Raw genomic sequence first — 16,039 nt, 5'->3', positions numbered from 1 at the left:
TTTGACCGTACTGTAATGCCCCATATACCCCTTCCAGAGCATTTGCCCGGCATCACCGGTTTGCTCGAATACCGTCTCGATACGGCTTTACCCATCCGGGAATTGACCCAAATCCTATTGCGGGGCGAATCGACTTTAACGCCGGGCGAGCGCGAACTGATTGCCACCCTGGTGTCGGCCCGGAACGAAACCCGTTTCTGTACAGCCGCGCACACCAAAGCCGCCGATTTGCTGCTGGGTGACGATGAAATCGCCCGGGCCGTGAAACAGGAGTATGAAACCGCCCCGGTCAGCGAGAAAATGAAAGCCTTGCTGGCCATTGCGGCCCGCGCCCAGCGCAGCGGGAAGGATGTGACGCCCGAAGCCGTCGAGCGGGCGAAACAGGCGGGCGCCACCGATCGGGAAATTCACGATACGGTATTGATTACGGCCTTGTTCTGTCTGTACAACAAGTACGTCGACGGGCTGGCCAGCGTAACACCGACCGATCCGGCGTATTACCAGCGACTCGGCGAACGCATCGTTCAGGGCTATAAACGGCCACCCGGCGGTTTTCCGGTTCCACCCAAAATGTAGTCTCTTTTCAGGGTTTGTATGACCCGTCTTTGACAGAAGTACGCCTTAACCGTTCGGATTTGCCGGATTTTAGGGCTTGTCAGGCGGTTTTTAATCAGTCTGGATCCACACATTCACCGGGTAAACGCCCATTCCGATGCCCATGAAGATACTATTGTTTCGGTTCATTCCGCTGGTTTTGCTGACCAGCCTACTGTTTGGCTGCCAGTCGAAGCCGTCATCTCACGAAGAGATGATCGGTATATTACACAAACTATCGCTGGAATACGCAACCGCTGAAAACAGCTTTTGCCCCGAAGCTGTTCTGGCGCACACCAATACCCTTTTGGCCAGCCCGACCATGGGGGAGCAGCAACGGCTGATGTACAGCTACGCAAAAGCCGATGCTTTCCTGAAACTGGGGGAGGAAGAAAAGGCTATTGACCTGCTGGAAGAAATCGTTCGACGCATTGACCCACGGAATATCAGAGGCTCTCAACTGGCAGCCGCCGACCTCGCCATGGCTTACCTGCGACTGGGGGAACAAACCAATTGTGTCGGGCGGCATTCGGTGGAATCGTGCGTCCTTCCGTTGCAGGGGGGCGGTATTCATACGATCCAAACCGGTTCGAGAAAAGCCATTGAACTGTACAAAGCGATTCTGGAACAATACCCGGATGACCTCGAATCGCGCTGGTTGCTGAATCTGGCCTACATGACGCTCGGAACGTACCCGTCGCAGGTTCCGCCCCGGTGGTTGCTTCCGAACATGATCGATACGACCCACCGGATCAGGGCTTTTCAGGACATTGCACCGGGGCTCAAACTGAATATGAGTAACATGGCCGGGGGCGTCATTACTGAGGATTTTAACAACGACGGGTATCTGGATCTGGTCACCTCAGCCTGGGGATTGACCGAACCGATGCAGTATTTCAAAAACAACGGCGATGGCACCTTCAGCGACCAGTCTGAACCGTCGGGTTTGAAGCGCATCACGGGTGGACTGAACCTCACCCAGACGGATTACAACAACGACGGTTTTACCGATATTTTCGTGCTGCGCGGAGCCTGGATGGATAAGTTTGGGAATCAACCGAACTCGTTGCTGAAAAACAACGGCGACGGCACTTTCACGGACGTGACGACCACCAGCGGGCTACTTTCGTTCCATCCGACCCAAACCGCAACCTGGAATGATTTCAACAACGACGGCTGGCTCGATGTATTTATCGGCAATGAAACCGCCGGTTCGATGACGAGCGCTGTTGCCGTTCACCCCTGCGAACTCTACCTCAATAACCAGGATGGCACTTTCACCAATGTGGCCGAAAAAGCGGGTTGCGCCATTACCGGTTTTATCAAAGGCGTAACATCGGGGGATTACGACAACGATGGGCGACCGGATTTATTCCTGTCGACGCTGGACGGCAACCGGTATTTGCTGAAAAATCAGAGCATGAAGGGCGGGGTTCCTCATTTTGAAGACGTTTCCGATCAGGCCGGTTTGCGGAAAGACACCGGAAATTCGTTCCCGACCTGGTTCTGGGATTACAACAACGACGGCTGGTTAGACATCTTCGTTTGTGATTACACCTTTCACAAAGCCCTTTCTTTCTACGAAGCGGCAGAAGCCCTCAACAAGCCGGAAGGCACCAAAGGGACGATCTACCTCTACCGCAATAATCAGGATGGGACTTTTACCAATGTGGCAGAGTCGGCCGGACTTCGGAAAACCGCCTTTTCGATGGGTTCCAATTTTGGCGATATCGACAACGATGGCTGGCTGGATATGTACCTGGGTTCCGGAAGTCCGAGTTTCAAATCACTGATTCCCAACAAGATGTTCAAGAGTCTGGGCGGTGAGAAATTCGCCGATGTAACGGCTTCGGCCCGCGTCGGAAATGTCCAGAAAGGGCATGGCGTTTCCTTCGCCGATCTCGACAACGACGGCGATCAGGACATCTACATCGAAATGGGGGGCGCTTACGTCGGGGATGCTTACCCCAACTCCTTCTTTGTAAATCCGGGTCAGAACGCCAACAACTGGATTTGTCTCTCACTCGAAGGCACCCAATCCAACCGGGCGGCCATTGGAAGCCTGGTCAAAGTGACTTTTCGGGAAAACGGCGTTCGGCGGAGCGTCTACCGCGAAGTCAATTCGGGCGGTAGTTTCGGCGCATCTCCCTTGCGCCGGGAAATCGGCATCGGAAAGGCGACGGTGATCGACGAAATCGAAATTCGGTGGCAGCGCAACGGAAAAAAACAGGTCTTCCGCCACATCAAACCCAACCAGTTTCTGCACCTGAAAGAAGGGAGCGAACGGATGGAACGTACCAACCTTAAAAAGATCGAATTTAAAGACGAAAATGGCCTGCTTTGCCGCACCCCGCTGGCACTCTTAACGACCAAAACACCCGGAAAACCATGAATTCAAAACCGTTTACATTCGTATATAGCCTCCTTTTTCTGCTCTTGCTGAACGGCACATCGTTTGCCCAGCAAACCCGGCTGTCGGGAACCCTCACCGACGCCGATACCAAAGCCCCGCTGGCGGGGGCCAGCATCCTGATCAAAGACCAACTGACCGGCACAACCGCCGATGCTGCGGGCCAGTTTTCGCTGACCACCAACCGGCGTGGACCGTGGACGCTGATCGTCACGATGGTGGGGTATGAACGACAACTGGTTTCGGTACAAAATGCCGGTCAACCCATCGCCGTATCGCTGAAAGTCAGCACGCAGGTGTTGCAGGATGTGGTCGTAGCGGCTTCGCGGGTGGAGGAAAACATCCTGAAAGCGCCCGTCAGCATCGAGAAAATGGACAACCGGGCCATTCGCGAAACACCCTCGGCGACGTTTTACGAGGGCATCAACAACCTCAAGGGCGTCGATATGGTCACCAGCGGGTTGACCTACAAACAGATCAACACGCGCGGTTTTGCCAGCACCGGCAACACCCGGTTTTTGCAACTGATCGACGGGATCGACAACCAGCCCGCCGGTTTCGGTTTTTCAGTCGGGAACATGTTTGGACTCTCGGATCTCGATGTCGAAAGCGTCGAACTGGTGCCGGGATCGGCCTCGGCGCTGTATGGTCCGACGGCTTTCAACGGGGCCTTGCTGATGCATTCGAAAGATCCCTTTCAGTTTCAGGGGCTGAGTGCGCAGGCCAAAGTGGGCGTCAACCATGTCAACGACCCGAACACCGGTGCGGCCCTGTACCACGATTATGCCCTGCGGTATGCGAAAGCGTTTAACAACAAGCTGGCTTTCAAACTGAATGTCGCCTACATGAAGGGGCTGGACTGGTTTGCCACAGATTATACCGACGTCGATGCCACCACGCCGGTCGAAAGACGCGGCCAAAACAACCCGGCTTACAACGGCCTGAATGTGTACGGCGACGAGGTAAACCGCACCATCACCGGCATCGGCAAAGTGGCCCGCACCGGTTACGAAGAGCGGTATTTGACGGATTACAACGTCTACAGCCTGAAACTGAACGGAGCGCTTCATTACCGGATTACGCCCAATCTGGAAGCGATTTATTCCTACAGTTATTCCAAAGGAACGGCCAATTACACGGGCAGCAACCGGTTTTCAGTCAACGGTTTTTCGTTGCTTCAGCATCGGATCGAACTGCGGGGAGCTAATTTCTTCGTCCGGGGCTACACCAATCAGGAAGATTCGCACGATTCGTTCAACTCCCGTTCGCTGGGTCAGCAGGTTGGCCGGACGTGGGTGCGCGACCTGAATGGCACGGTGGTTCCGGCCAATCAGGCGGATGAAATGTGGTTTACACGCTACACGGCGGCTTTTCAGGGCAAGGTGCAGGGCGTCACGACGGCCGATCACACAGCCGCCCGGCGCTTTGCCGATCAGGGGCGGTATCTGCCTGGTTCGGCGGAGTTTGATCGCGAAAAGGCGCGGCTGAAAACGATTCAGGGATTGAACGGCGCCGGGATTCTGAGCCAGACGAAAATGTACCATGCCGATGCCCAGTACAATTTTTCGTCGGCCCTGGAAGCCGCCGGTTTGTCGAAAACCGAAGTGCTGGCCGGCGGCAATTTCCGCCAGTTCAGTCTGTTCACAAACGGAACGCTGTTCGACGACAAAGGGGGGCGCATTCTGTACAATGAGTTCGGAGCCTTCGTCCAGGCCAGCCAGCGGCTTTGGGCCGACAAACTGAAGCTGACGGTGTCGGGGCGGTACGACAAGAACCAGAATTTTGCCGGGTACTTCACGCCCAGAGCGTCCCTGGTTTTTTCCCCGACCGAAGCGCATAATTTCCGGGCCTCCTTTCAAACCGGTTTTCGAAACCCGACGCCGAGCGACCAGTTTATCAAGCTGAATGTCGGCCCAATTACGATTCTGGGGGGCGCTCCCGCCAACAGCGCGGGCATGAACGTCTACGAAAATTCGATCAATTCGCCGTCTGTCGGCGGTTTTGTCAACGGTTTTCTCGCCGATGTGCAGTCCGGAAAAACACCCCAACAGGCGGTGATGAACAACAAGGATAAACTGCAAAAATCGAATGTAGCCTACATTAAACCGGAAAAGGTACAGAGTTTTGAGGTCGGTTACCGCGGGTTGATCAACAACCGGCTGGCTGTCGATGCCAATTATTACTTCGGTGAATACCAGAACTTTATCCTGAATCAGGTCGTCATCCGGCCCGACAACCCGGTTCTGGGCAGCGACGGGCAAATCAATCCCGCAGCCGCGCAGGACATTCTGAACACCAAATACCAGGTTTTTCAATTGTATACCAATGCTACCGATCGCGTAACGGCACAGGGAGCCACGCTGGGCCTGACGTATTATGTGCCGGGCGGTTTTACGATTGGCGGCAACGGCACCTGGTCGGCCTTTAACCTGAAAGGGGCTAATCCCAACAACATTCCGGCTTTTAACACACCGAAATACAAAACGAACGTGACGGTTGGAAACCGCAACCTGGCCAAAAATCTCGGCTTCAACGTGGCCTGGCACTGGCAGGATTCATTCGACTGGGTAGGGTCGTTCAACGACCTGCGTGCGGGGAAGATCCAGGCCTATCACCTGCTCGATGCGCAGGTTACCTACCGGGTGCCGTCATTGAAAACCGCCCTGAAAGTGGGAGCCAGCAACCTGACCAACCAGTACGTCGTGCAGGCTTACGGGTCTCCGGCGGTGGGTGGTCTGTATTACATTTCGTTAACGTTTGACCAGGGAATGCGCTAAGATGGAAACGATTCAACTCACGGCCTCTCCAACGACATCGGCCTACCGCAGCCGGGTGTTTGCGCTCTGTATGCTGGTGTATATTTTCAGCGGCACGGTTTCGACCCTGATGTCAACTTACCTGCCGGTGGTTGTCCGCGACTTGCTGGGGCAGGCCGACCAGGCTGAACTCGACCGGGTCAGCGCCTACGTCGGGGCCACGTTTCTGTACGGCTGGATGCTGGGCGGCATGAGTTTCGGCTATTTCGGCGACCGGCTGGGGCGCGTTACGTCGCTGGTTGGGGCAGTATGTTTGTATGGCGGTTGCACCCTGCTGACGGCTTTTGCGCCCAACTGGCTCACCGTCGTCGCGCTGCGGTTTGCCGCCGGTTTTGGCATTGGGGGCGTGCTGGTGTTGACGACCGTCATCGTGTCCGAAATCTGGCCGGAGCGCAACCGGCCCGTTGCAATGGGCATTCTGGCGGTGGCATTTCCGGTCGGAATTATGTTGTCCGGGTGGGTCAATAACCTGATCTCCGACTGGCGGCAGGCGTTCTGGATCGGCGGTATTCCGCTGGTTGTTGGCGCTTTGATTGCGGGTTTGGTACAGGAACCGTCAGGCTGGAAACGGGTTCATCAGCAATCCGCCGATGCCAAGGCCAGCCTGTTCGATCCGCAATACCGCCGGTCGTTGTGGCTGGGTTCGCTGGCATTCGGAGCGATGCTGGTGGGACTCTGGGCGGTTTTTTCGTGGGTGCCGACCTGGGTGCAGAGCCTGGTGGTGGGTGATGCACGGAAAGCGCGCGGTTTATCGATGATGCTGATGGGCAGCGGGGGGGTACTGGGCGGAATCCTGTCGGGTTTCATCGTCAAGCTGTTTGGGCACCGGCGAACCATGCTGTTTGTTTTTGCTGCCTGTTTCGTCATGACCGCGGTGGTCTTCAAAACGAACAAGACCCTTTCCTTCCTGGTGTATGTCGAAATGGCCACGCTGGCACTGCTTTTCGGCATCAGCCAGGGCACCATGTCGGCCTATTTGCCCGAACTTTTTCCCACCCCGTTGCGGGGCCGGGCCACCGGTTTTTGTTTCAACATCGGTCGGCTGGTGACGGCAACGGCGGTCCTTTTTATCGGTACGCTGGTTGCGGTCTTGGGCGGGTATGGATCGGCCATTTTTGCCTTTTCCGGTACGTTCGTCATTGGCTTTATTGCCATCTGGCGCACAAAACCCAGACAGCAATCAGCCCTGACAGCGGTCGAAGACCCTGTCAGCGGCTGATTGGTATTATTTACGGCTTATTCTAAAGCCGCTGACAGGGTTTCCAACCGCTGTCAGGGCAAAAACATAAATCATCAAAAAAATGGCACACATTCAAGTTCCTGAAGGCATTCCCGGTATTCGCAGCCTGGTGATGTACCGACCCGATACCGGCCAGCATCTGTATGCGCTGGCGCAGGCGTTGTTGCGAAACGAATCGCCCCTGAGCGAAGCCGAACGCGAGTTGATCGCGACCTTTGTGTCGTCGCTCAACGACTGTCATTTCTGCGCCGGGAGCCATGCGGCTGCGGCCCGGTTTCTCCTGGGAAAAGAAAAAGAACTGGTTGATCAGGTGATCGCGGATTACCAAACCGCTCCGGTTTCCGACAAGCTGAAAGCCTTGCTGACCATTGCCAAACACGTTCAGCAGGATGCCCGCACGGTTTCGGAGGAACTGGTGGCCGACGCCCGCCAGCAGGGGGCCACCGACCGCGACATTCACGATACGGTTTTAATTGCCGCCACGTTCTGCCTGTTCAACCGGTATGTCGACGGACTGGCCAGCCTGACCCCGACGGACCCGGCGGCTTACGAAGCCATGGGCGAGCGCATGGGAACCCTGGGCTACGTGATGCCAAAACCGGTGGTATAGAAGTTGAGGGTTTATGGTGCAGCGTTTGTGGTTACCAATCCAGACAACACCCTGCCATAGCCACGACTACGAAAGCAATGCGTTCATAATAGGTTAGTGCGATATTCCCTGGCTGCGCTGCGGTCAGGGATATATAGTCCGGTTTCGATCTGTTTTTACTTTTTTTTATCCGATATGCCTCATATTCAATTGCCTGAAGGACTGCCCGGCATTCGCGGGCCGATGGCGTTTAGCCCCGAAACGGCGAAGCCACTCAATGAATTAGCCAACGCGCTGCTGCAAACCGACGACGGTCTGAGCCGGGCCGAACGCGAGTTGATTGCCACCTACGTTTCCTCCGAGAACGACTGCTTTTTTTGCCAGACCATCCACGGTGCCGTGGCCAGTTATTACTGGGGCGACGAGAACGGCGAGTTTGTCAAAGCCGTTAAGGAAAACTACGGACTAACCCTGATTTCGTCCAAACTGAAAGCCCTGCTGGCCATTGCCGGCAGTGTGCAGAAAGGCGGCAAACAGGTGACGCCCGAGCAGGTGCACGAAGCCTGTCTGCAGGGAGCCACCGATAAAGACATTCACGATACGGTTTTGATTGCGGCTGCTTTCTGCATGTTTAACCGATACGTCGACGGTCTGGCAACCTGGGCACCCGAAAACCCGGAATTGTACAAGTTTCGGGCGACTAAAATCGCGGAGTACGGCTATACGGCAGATGATCACTATATGCCCCGGTGAGTGAACTGTAAACCCTGTTTCTATGAAAATCATGCTCGTTTTTATCTTCGGCATTCTGCTGCTGACGGCCACTGAAATAGCGAAAGTCTACTTCATTATGCCGATGCCGGGCAGTCAGGAAGCCGATACAATTGATTTTGCCTACTGGATTCATCAAAATAGCTGGATCATCCGGATTATGGGCTGGTTGCTCATCGCCTATCCGACCTACCGCCTGCTGGCGGCACCGAAACGCAGGGGACGCAAAGTTGCCGTGCTGGCACTGCTGGCCGTTTATGGCGTGGTCTTTTACCTGTTCAACTTCCGGTTTCTGGCCGAAAAAATGTTTTACCAGCCAAAAGAAACCGTGATGCTGGATCTGAAAGCCAGTAAAATCCCGGCTGATAAGCTGGTGTTGGGGTTGGTCGTAAACGGGCAGGCGCGGGCTTATCCGATCCAGTTTATTGGCTATCACCACCAGGTTCGGGACACGGTGGGGGGGGAGCCGGTCATGATCACGTATTGCACGGTTTGCCGCACGGGCCGCGTATTTCGGCCGCTGGTGGGCAACAAACCTGAGGAGTTCCGGCTGGTGGGTATGGATCATTTCAATGCGATGTTTGAAGACAAAACGACCGGGAGCTGGTGGCGGCAGGTCAACGGTGAAGCCATCGCCGGCCCGTTGAAAGGCCAGTATTTGCCCGGTTTTCAATCCGAACAAATGACGTTACGGGCCTGGACCGAACTGCATCCCGAAACGCTGGTTCTCCAGCCGGATTCGACCTTCCGGGAGCAGTATGCCAGCATGGAACCCTACGAAAAAGGGAAAGTCAAACGGAAACTAACGGGACGCGATAGCCTGTCGTGGAGGCCGAAATCGTGGGTGGTGGGCGTGGAACACAACAAAGCGGCCCGCGCATACGACTGGAGTCAGTTGCTGAAACAGAAAGTCACGAACGATAGCCTGGCGGGAACCCCGCTGTTGCTCATGGTGGCCTCCGACAGCGCGACCTTCCACGTCTGGAACCGGAAAGTGAACGGCCAGATCCTGCATTTTATGGCGGATTCGGCGGATTCTTTTCGGGACCAGGAAACCGGGTCGGTCTGGAACCGGCACGGCATCTGCACGGAGGGTCTGCTGAAAGGAAAAAAACTGGCCCGGATTTCGGCCTCGCAGGAATACCTGCATTCGTGGGAAACGTTTCATCCGGCCACGACCCGGTATTTGTGAGGGAAGACCAGAGAGGTGAGACTTTTTGACACTTTTTTCTCTGATCTTACCTCTCTGGTCTATGCCCGTTATTTTAGGTGAAAAGTCGTAAAGGGTAGGAGCGGTTTGCTTTTATCCTTTATTTTTAGATTAAAACCGTAAGGCTCGGGTATTTGCCATAAGCGTATATTTTTTACTATATTTTCGAACGTAAAACGAACCATTCCGTCCTGGTCGTTAAACACTCGGTGGGGAAATCCGGTTATGTTTTTTGAAAATTAAATGCCCTTTTCCACCACACGTTTTGAAAAAATACACCATCGATGAGCCTGACTTCCTCAAAAAAATCTTCTTTCTCTCTTCCTTCCTTCCCCAAGGCCATGACCGGCATCGTTGGTCTGGATGAAATTACGGGGGGCGGATTACCAAAAGGCCGGCCCACGCTGATTTGCGGGGGAACGGGCTGCGGAAAAACCTTATTCTCCATCGAATTCATTGTTCACGGCGCGATGCTGTATGGCGAACCGGGGGTTTTTATGTCGTTCGAGGAGAAAGCCGAAGAACTGGTTTTAAACGTGGCTTCGCTCGGCTACAACCTGAACCAACTCCAGCATGATAAGCTGATCAGACTTGATCATGTGCGGATTGAACGGAGCGAAATCGAGGAGACCGGCGAATACGACCTGGACGGCCTTTTCATCCGGCTGGGACACGCCATCGACAGCATTGGAGCCAAACGCGTGGTGCTGGACACCATCGAAAACCTGTTTTCGGGCCTGCTCGATCAGGGAATACTGCGGGCAGAGCTCCGGCGGCTGTTTGAATGGCTGAAAGCCAAAAAAGTAACGACCATCATCACCGGCGAAAAAGGGGATGGTACGTTAACCCGTCAGGGGCTGGAAGAATACATTTCCGACTGCGTGATTCTGCTCGATCACCGGGTTGCCAATCAGATTTCCACCCGGCTTCTGCGCATCGTCAAATACCGCGGGTCGGTGCATGGTACCAATGAATATCCTTTTTTGATCGATCAGAGCGGAATCTCGGTTCTGCCGGTAACCTCACTTACCCTGACGCACAATGTAACGTCGGAACGAATTTCGTCCGGGATTCCGTCGCTGGACAAAATGCTGGAGGGAAAAGGATTTTTCAGGGGCAGCAGCATTCTGGTTTCGGGAACCGCCGGAACGGGCAAAACCAGCATTGCCGCCAGTTTTGCCCACGAAGCCTGTAATCAGAAAGAACGTTGCATTTACTTCGCGTTTGAGGAGTCACCGCAGCAGATTATCCGGAACATGCGCTCGATTGGGTTCGATATGCAACAGCACATCGACAACGGCCTGTTGAGATTCCATGCTTCCCGCCCTACGCTCAACGGACTGGAAATGCACCTGGTGTCGATTCATAAACTGATTGAAGAATTTGATCCCCAGTTGGTTATATTGGATCCTATTACCAACCTGATTACGGTGGGCACCGTCAGTGAGGTGAAGTCGATGTTGATCCGGCTGATCGATTTTCTGCAATCGATGCAAATAACCGTGATGTTTACGGCACTTTCGCTGAACACCATTGTGAGTGAACAAACGGACGAGGGGGTTTCGTCGCTGGTAGATGCCTGGTTGCTGGTGCGGGATATCGAGTCGAACGGTGAACGCAACCGGGGCATGTACGTCATGAAATCGCGCGGCATGAAACATTCCAATCAGGTCCGCGAGTTCGTGATTACGGACGAAGGCCTGCATCTGGTGGATGTCTTTTTAAGCCCCGACGGAGTGCTGACGGGCTCCGCACGGGAAGCCCAGCAATTGCAGGAAGCGACCGGGAAGGCATTGCGTGATTATGCCGTGAATCGCAAAGACCGGGAAATCGAACGCAAACGCCTGGTGCTGGAGTCGAAGATTGCGAGTTTGAAAGAAGAATTTGAATCCGTGCAGGATGAATTGAATAAAGCCTACGTGGAAGAGGAGTTGCGAAAGGATGTGCTGGAGAAAAACCGGGAACAACTAATCAAAAGCCGCCATAATGAGCAATAGCCACTGAACGGAATGGAAACAAAAGAGGAAATCTGGGAGTTAAGACTATACGTTGCCGGAAAGACGGCAAAATCCGTGACGGCACTGGCCAATCTGAAGCGGTATTGTGAAGAGCACCTGAAAGGCAAGTACATCATTGAGGTGATAGATTTGCTGGTGCAGCCCCAACTGGCTGAAGGAGATCAGATTCTGGCCATTCCGACACTGGTCAAAAAGGTCCCCGAACCCATTCGGAAAATCATTGGTGATTTGTCGAACGAAGAAAAAGTGTTGGTTGGACTGAACATTCGTCCGGCAAAAAAATAGAATGATCGAGCAGTTAACAACTCCGGATATAAATTCAGATGGCGACGGGCAGAAGTTTGAATTGCGCCTGTTTGTAACCGGGGCTTCGATTAACTCAATCCGGGCCATTGCCAATCTGAAACACATTTGTGAAACGTATCTTGCGGGAAACTATTCCCTGGAAATTATTGATGTCTACCAGCAACGAATGCTCGCAGAAAGTGAACAGATCATTGCTTTACCTTTATTGATAAAAAAAATGCCCTTGCCCCAGCGTAGGCTGATCGGCGATATGTCGGACACCGAAAAGGTGCTCAAAGGCCTGGGCATTACTCATACCAGTTGATGAAACCGGCTAAAACCTACGAACAACTCGTCCAGGAAAACGAAGCCTTACAGATCCAGTTGGAGGAGGCCACCGAAACCATTCACGCGATCCGAACGGGTCAGGTCGATGCGTTGGTGGTGCAGGGAAAGGACGGGCACGAACTTTATAGCCTCAAAACCGCTGACCAGACGTATCGGGTATTCATCGAAACGATGAACGAAGGGGCAGTTACGCTCAATGAAGAAGGATTGATTCTCTACTGCAATTCAAAATTTGCGTCGATGGTAGCCATGCCACTGTCAAAAGTGATTGCCCTGTCGTTTGATACATTCATCCCTGCCACTTATAAAGACCGCTACAACAGCCTGTTCAACGAAGGGTGGACGGTAGACCGCAAAATTGAAATCTGCATCCTGAGCAACGATAGAGAGGTGCCTTGTCAGCTTTCTGTGACGACGCTGGAACTGGATGGCGGCATTTCCATGAGCGTGATCGTGACCGATCTCACCGTTCAGAAGGCCACCCAGCGGCTGCTGAAATCCAACAACGAACGACTGGAAGAGATGAACACGGCGCTGGAGGTCAGTAACCACGACTTGCAGCAGTTTGCATCGGTAGCCTCTCACGATTTGCAGGAGCCGTTGCGCAAGATTCAGATGTTTTCGGAATTGTTGAAGGACCGGCACATCGATGAACTACCGGCTGACAGCGTGCGGTATCTGGAAAAAATCATCGACTCTTCCAACCGGATGCGCACCATGATTATCGACATCCTGAGTTATTCCCGCTTATCAACGCATTCGGACACGTACGTTTTGACGGATCTAAATGCACTGGTTCAGGAAGTATTGAAAGATTTTGAACTCCGGATTCAGGAAAAAAACGCCCGCGTTCGGATCGATCCGTTGCCCGAAGTGGAAGTAAATCAGGGGCAGATTCGGCAGGTTTTCCATAACCTGATCAGCAATGCGCTGAAGTTTTCCAAAGCCGACGAGCCGCCGGTGATTGAAATTAAAGCGGTCGATCCCGTCGATCCGGCTAACCCGGAGGATGAGCCGGTTTGTGCAATCCAGATCACCGACAACGGGATCGGGTTCGATGAACAGTACGTTGAAAAGATTTTTTCGTTGTTTCAGCGATTAAACACCAAAGATATCTACGAAGGGTCGGGCATCGGGCTGGCGGTCACCAAACGTATTATTGACAAACATAATGGACGGATCAGGGCACAAAGTAAGGAAGGAATGGGTTCTACATTCATTATTAGCTTACCTTTGAAGCAACATAAACCGGCTTGAAATGGCTTTTGACCTTTCCAGAAAGAAAATCTTACTGGCTGAAGATGATGGGGATGACCGCGAGTTTTTTATAGATTTTTTGGGGAATCGCACCGATATTGAACTGCTGCCCGGCGTAACAACCGGGGTGGAAGTTCTCGACTACCTCCATCGGATCACATCGCCCGATGAACTGCCGGATATTGTCATTCTGGATCAGAACATGCCTAAGTTAACGGGAAAAGAAACGCTGAAAGCCATCAAAGACACCGATCGGCTGGCGCAAATTGCCGTTGTCATTTACTCAACGTACGTGGGTCGGGAGTTGATCGACGAGTGCCTGAAACTGGGGGCTATTTCGGTGAAATCCAAGCCCGTTTCGAAGGACGGTTACAACGAGATGATGAACGAAATTCTGGCGGCCTGCAAACGCGTGTCCGTTAGCTAAACTCTTGCTAATCAGGTTGACTATGGCCACCCGTATCAAAACTTCCCGTTCGGCCGCTGCGGCCTATAAACTGGCAAACCTGCCTTCTGATGGTCAGATTCGCGTCGTGATCGAGCGGGTTTCGCCCGAACTCGATGGCGGTCGGTTTCCGATCAAGGCCGTTCCCGGTGATGTCATTGCCGTTGAAGCCGATATTTTTCTGGATGGTCATGATAAACTGGCCGCCCGACTCCTCTATAAACATCCGGATGATTCGGCCTGGACCGAGGTGCCGATGGTTTTTGTCAACAACGACCGCTGGGGGGCGTCGTTTTCGGTCGAAAAACCGGGCCTGTATGCCTACACGATCGAAGGGTGGGTGGATCACATCGCTTCCTGGAAACACGAAGTCGAGCTGAAAAGGGCGGCTGGTCAGCGCCTGACGAGTGAACTCAAAGCCGGGGCGGTGTACGTCGAAGGCATGGCTCACCGGGCCGGAGGGGACGACAAAGCGAGGCTGGAAGGGCTGGCCGCTTTGCTGGAAGCCGGGTCCGATGAATACAATGATGCGGCTTACCAGGAGGCTTTTCAGTTTGTGGAAAGCGAATCATTTACCGAATTAATCCACCGGTATCCCGAGCGGAAACATCCGGCCCGGTATGGCCGTGAACTCATAATCGACGTCGATCGGCCCAAAGCAGGTTTCAGTACGTGGTATTGCCTTTTCCCGCGATCCGCTTCGCAGGAGCCGGGTCGGCACGGTACATTCCGGGATGTGGAAAAGCTGTTGCCGCGCATTGAAGCGATGGGCTTCGACGTGCTCTATCTGCCACCGATTCACCCCATAGGACAGGCGTTTCGGAAGGGGAAAAATAATAACGTGGTCTCGGAACCCGGCGAACCTGGGGTTCCGTATGGCATTGGCTCGGAACTGGGCGGCCACACGGCCATCCACCCCGAATTAGGATCTCTCGACGACTTCAAACACCTGATTGCCATTGCCCGAAATCACGGTATGGAGGTGGCTATGGACCTGGCCATTCAGGTTTCGCCCGATCATCCCTGGGCCAAAGACCATCCTGAATGGTTTAAAAAACGGCCCGACGGCACCATTCAATACGCCGAAAATCCGCCGAAAAAGTACCAGGATATTTATCCGGTTTATTTTGAAACCGACGACTGGCAAAGTCTCTGGATCGAAATGAAGGAGACGATGCTGACCTGGGCGTCGTGGGGCGTCCGGATCATCCGGGTCGACAATCCGCATACCAAACCGTTTCAGTTCTGGGAGTGGCTGATTACGGAAGTAAAAAAGCAGTACCCTGATCTGCTTTTTCTGGCCGAAGCCTTCACCAAACCCAAGGTGATGCAGCAACTGGCGAAGCGCGGTTTTGCCCAATCCTACACCTATTTCACCTGGCGCAACAACAAGCAGGAACTGGAGGAATACCTGACCGAGCTGACGCAGGGGGAGATGAAAAGTTATTATCGTCCGAATTTCTGGCCAACCACGCACGATATCAACCCGTATATCCTGCAATCGGGCCACGAGCCGCAGTTTCTGATCCGGTATTTGCTGGCGGCTACGCTTTCGTCCAACTACGGTATCTACGGACCGTCGTTCGAGTTGATGGAACATCTGCCGTTTCCGGGCAAGGAAGAATACATCGACTCAGAAAAATACGAGATCCGGTATTGGGACTGGAACCGCACCAACCGGCTGACGTACCTGATCGGGCTGGTCAACCGCATCCGGCGGGAAAATCCGGCCTTGCAAACCACCAACAACCTGACGTTCTGCCGCATCGACGACGACGCGCTGATGGCGTATCTGAAAGTGACGGGCACCAACCGGCTGCTGATGGTGATCAACACGGACGCCTACAACCGGCGGGCGGGTATGGTGCAGGTGCCAATCTGGCAGTTGGGCATCGCCGAAGGACAGGAATATGTGGTGCACGATTTGCTGACCGGGGCTCAATACACCTGGAAAGGGCAATGGAACTACGTTGAACTCGACCCCTATCTGTTGCCCATGCACTTGCTGAAAATCGAAGCCTGAACGTCCTGGGTTTCGACGTCGCCAAAACGTAAA

At 53.8% G+C, this 16,039-nt stretch carries 13 protein-coding genes; all 13 read left to right on the top strand.

Annotated elements, in window-relative coordinates:
• Positions 1-15 precede the first annotated feature (15 nt).
• The 13 genes from F0P93_RS22620 to F0P93_RS22560 all read left to right on the top strand — a co-directional run bounded on the left by F0P93_RS22620 (position 16) and on the right by F0P93_RS22560 (position 16,006).
• Complete coding sequence (locus F0P93_RS22620) at positions 16-576, top strand: carboxymuconolactone decarboxylase family protein (protein ID WP_150880013.1); 561 nt, start codon at positions 16-18, stop codon at positions 574-576.
• 142 nt (positions 577-718) lie between these two features.
• Positions 719-2,986: a CRTAC1 family protein gene (locus F0P93_RS22615; protein ID WP_150880012.1), complete on the top strand. Its 2,268-nt coding sequence runs from the start codon at positions 719-721 to the stop codon at positions 2,984-2,986.
• A complete protein-coding gene (locus F0P93_RS22610; RefSeq protein WP_150880011.1) occupies positions 2,983-5,781 on the top strand; it encodes a TonB-dependent receptor in 2,799 nt (932 codons plus the stop codon). The genes F0P93_RS22615 and F0P93_RS22610 overlap by 4 nt, the downstream gene beginning before the upstream one ends.
• 1 nt (position 5,782) lies before the next feature.
• Positions 5,783-7,039, top strand: a complete 1,257-nt coding sequence (locus F0P93_RS22605; protein ID WP_150880010.1) for an MFS transporter — start codon at positions 5,783-5,785, stop codon at positions 7,037-7,039.
• 82 nt (positions 7,040-7,121) lie between these two features.
• Positions 7,122-7,670, top strand: coding sequence for a carboxymuconolactone decarboxylase family protein (locus F0P93_RS22600; protein WP_150880009.1), 549 nt, complete (start codon positions 7,122-7,124; stop codon positions 7,668-7,670).
• A gap of 174 nt (positions 7,671-7,844) precedes the next feature.
• Complete coding sequence (locus F0P93_RS22595; protein ID WP_150880008.1) at positions 7,845-8,402, top strand: carboxymuconolactone decarboxylase family protein; 558 nt, start codon at positions 7,845-7,847, stop codon at positions 8,400-8,402.
• A 22-nt stretch (positions 8,403-8,424) separates the two neighbouring features.
• Complete coding sequence (locus F0P93_RS22590; protein WP_150880007.1) at positions 8,425-9,612, top strand: DUF3179 domain-containing (seleno)protein; 1,188 nt, start codon at positions 8,425-8,427, stop codon at positions 9,610-9,612.
• A gap of 302 nt (positions 9,613-9,914) precedes the next feature.
• Positions 9,915-11,627 carry a circadian clock protein KaiC gene (gene kaiC / locus F0P93_RS22585; RefSeq protein ID WP_150880006.1) on the top strand — a complete coding sequence of 571 codons (1,713 nt, stop codon included), beginning with the start codon at positions 9,915-9,917 and terminating at the stop codon, positions 11,625-11,627.
• 12 nt (positions 11,628-11,639) lie between these two features.
• Positions 11,640-11,933: a circadian clock KaiB family protein gene (locus tag F0P93_RS22580; RefSeq protein WP_150880005.1), complete on the top strand. Its 294-nt coding sequence runs from the start codon at positions 11,640-11,642 to the stop codon at positions 11,931-11,933.
• A gap of 1 nt (position 11,934) precedes the next feature.
• Complete coding sequence (locus F0P93_RS22575) at positions 11,935-12,258, top strand: circadian clock KaiB family protein (protein WP_150880004.1); 324 nt, start codon at positions 11,935-11,937, stop codon at positions 12,256-12,258.
• Positions 12,258-13,538, top strand: coding sequence for a sensor histidine kinase (locus F0P93_RS22570; protein WP_150880003.1), 1,281 nt, complete (start codon positions 12,258-12,260; stop codon positions 13,536-13,538). The genes F0P93_RS22575 and F0P93_RS22570 overlap by 1 nt, the downstream gene beginning before the upstream one ends.
• A gap of 1 nt (position 13,539) precedes the next feature.
• Positions 13,540-13,965: a response regulator gene (locus tag F0P93_RS22565; protein WP_150880002.1), complete on the top strand. Its 426-nt coding sequence runs from the start codon at positions 13,540-13,542 to the stop codon at positions 13,963-13,965.
• A gap of 22 nt (positions 13,966-13,987) precedes the next feature.
• Complete coding sequence (locus F0P93_RS22560) at positions 13,988-16,006, top strand: alpha-1,4-glucan--maltose-1-phosphate maltosyltransferase (protein ID WP_150880001.1); 2,019 nt, start codon at positions 13,988-13,990, stop codon at positions 16,004-16,006.
• The last annotated feature ends 33 nt before the right edge of the window (positions 16,007-16,039 follow it).

Source organism: Larkinella humicola, assembly GCF_008727875.1.
Taxonomy (GTDB): domain Bacteria; phylum Bacteroidota; class Bacteroidia; order Cytophagales; family Spirosomataceae; genus Larkinella; species Larkinella humicola.
The sequence above is the reverse complement of the archived record's forward strand: the minus strand, read 5'-3'. Positions and strand labels throughout refer to the sequence as shown.

Excerpts from the sequence above, each read along its gene's own strand:
- F0P93_RS22620 (WP_150880013.1), top strand. The coding sequence starts at position 16 with ATGCCCCATATACCCCTTCCAGAGCATTTGCCCGGCATCACCGGTTTG.
- F0P93_RS22615 (WP_150880012.1), top strand. The coding sequence starts at position 719 with ATGAAGATACTATTGTTTCGGTTCATTCCGCTGGTTTTGCTGACCAGC.
- F0P93_RS22610 (WP_150880011.1), top strand. The coding sequence starts at position 2,983 with ATGAATTCAAAACCGTTTACATTCGTATATAGCCTCCTTTTTCTGCTC.
- F0P93_RS22605 (WP_150880010.1), top strand. The coding sequence starts at position 5,783 with ATGGAAACGATTCAACTCACGGCCTCTCCAACGACATCGGCCTACCGC.
- F0P93_RS22600 (WP_150880009.1), top strand. The coding sequence starts at position 7,122 with ATGGCACACATTCAAGTTCCTGAAGGCATTCCCGGTATTCGCAGCCTG.
- F0P93_RS22595 (WP_150880008.1), top strand. The coding sequence starts at position 7,845 with ATGCCTCATATTCAATTGCCTGAAGGACTGCCCGGCATTCGCGGGCCG.
- F0P93_RS22590 (WP_150880007.1), top strand. The coding sequence starts at position 8,425 with ATGAAAATCATGCTCGTTTTTATCTTCGGCATTCTGCTGCTGACGGCC.
- kaiC (WP_150880006.1), top strand. The coding sequence starts at position 9,915 with ATGAGCCTGACTTCCTCAAAAAAATCTTCTTTCTCTCTTCCTTCCTTC.
- F0P93_RS22580 (WP_150880005.1), top strand. The coding sequence starts at position 11,640 with ATGGAAACAAAAGAGGAAATCTGGGAGTTAAGACTATACGTTGCCGGA.
- F0P93_RS22575 (WP_150880004.1), top strand. The coding sequence starts at position 11,935 with ATGATCGAGCAGTTAACAACTCCGGATATAAATTCAGATGGCGACGGG.
- F0P93_RS22570 (WP_150880003.1), top strand. The coding sequence starts at position 12,258 with ATGAAACCGGCTAAAACCTACGAACAACTCGTCCAGGAAAACGAAGCC.
- F0P93_RS22565 (WP_150880002.1), top strand. The coding sequence starts at position 13,540 with ATGGCTTTTGACCTTTCCAGAAAGAAAATCTTACTGGCTGAAGATGAT.
- F0P93_RS22560 (WP_150880001.1), top strand. The coding sequence starts at position 13,988 with ATGGCCACCCGTATCAAAACTTCCCGTTCGGCCGCTGCGGCCTATAAA.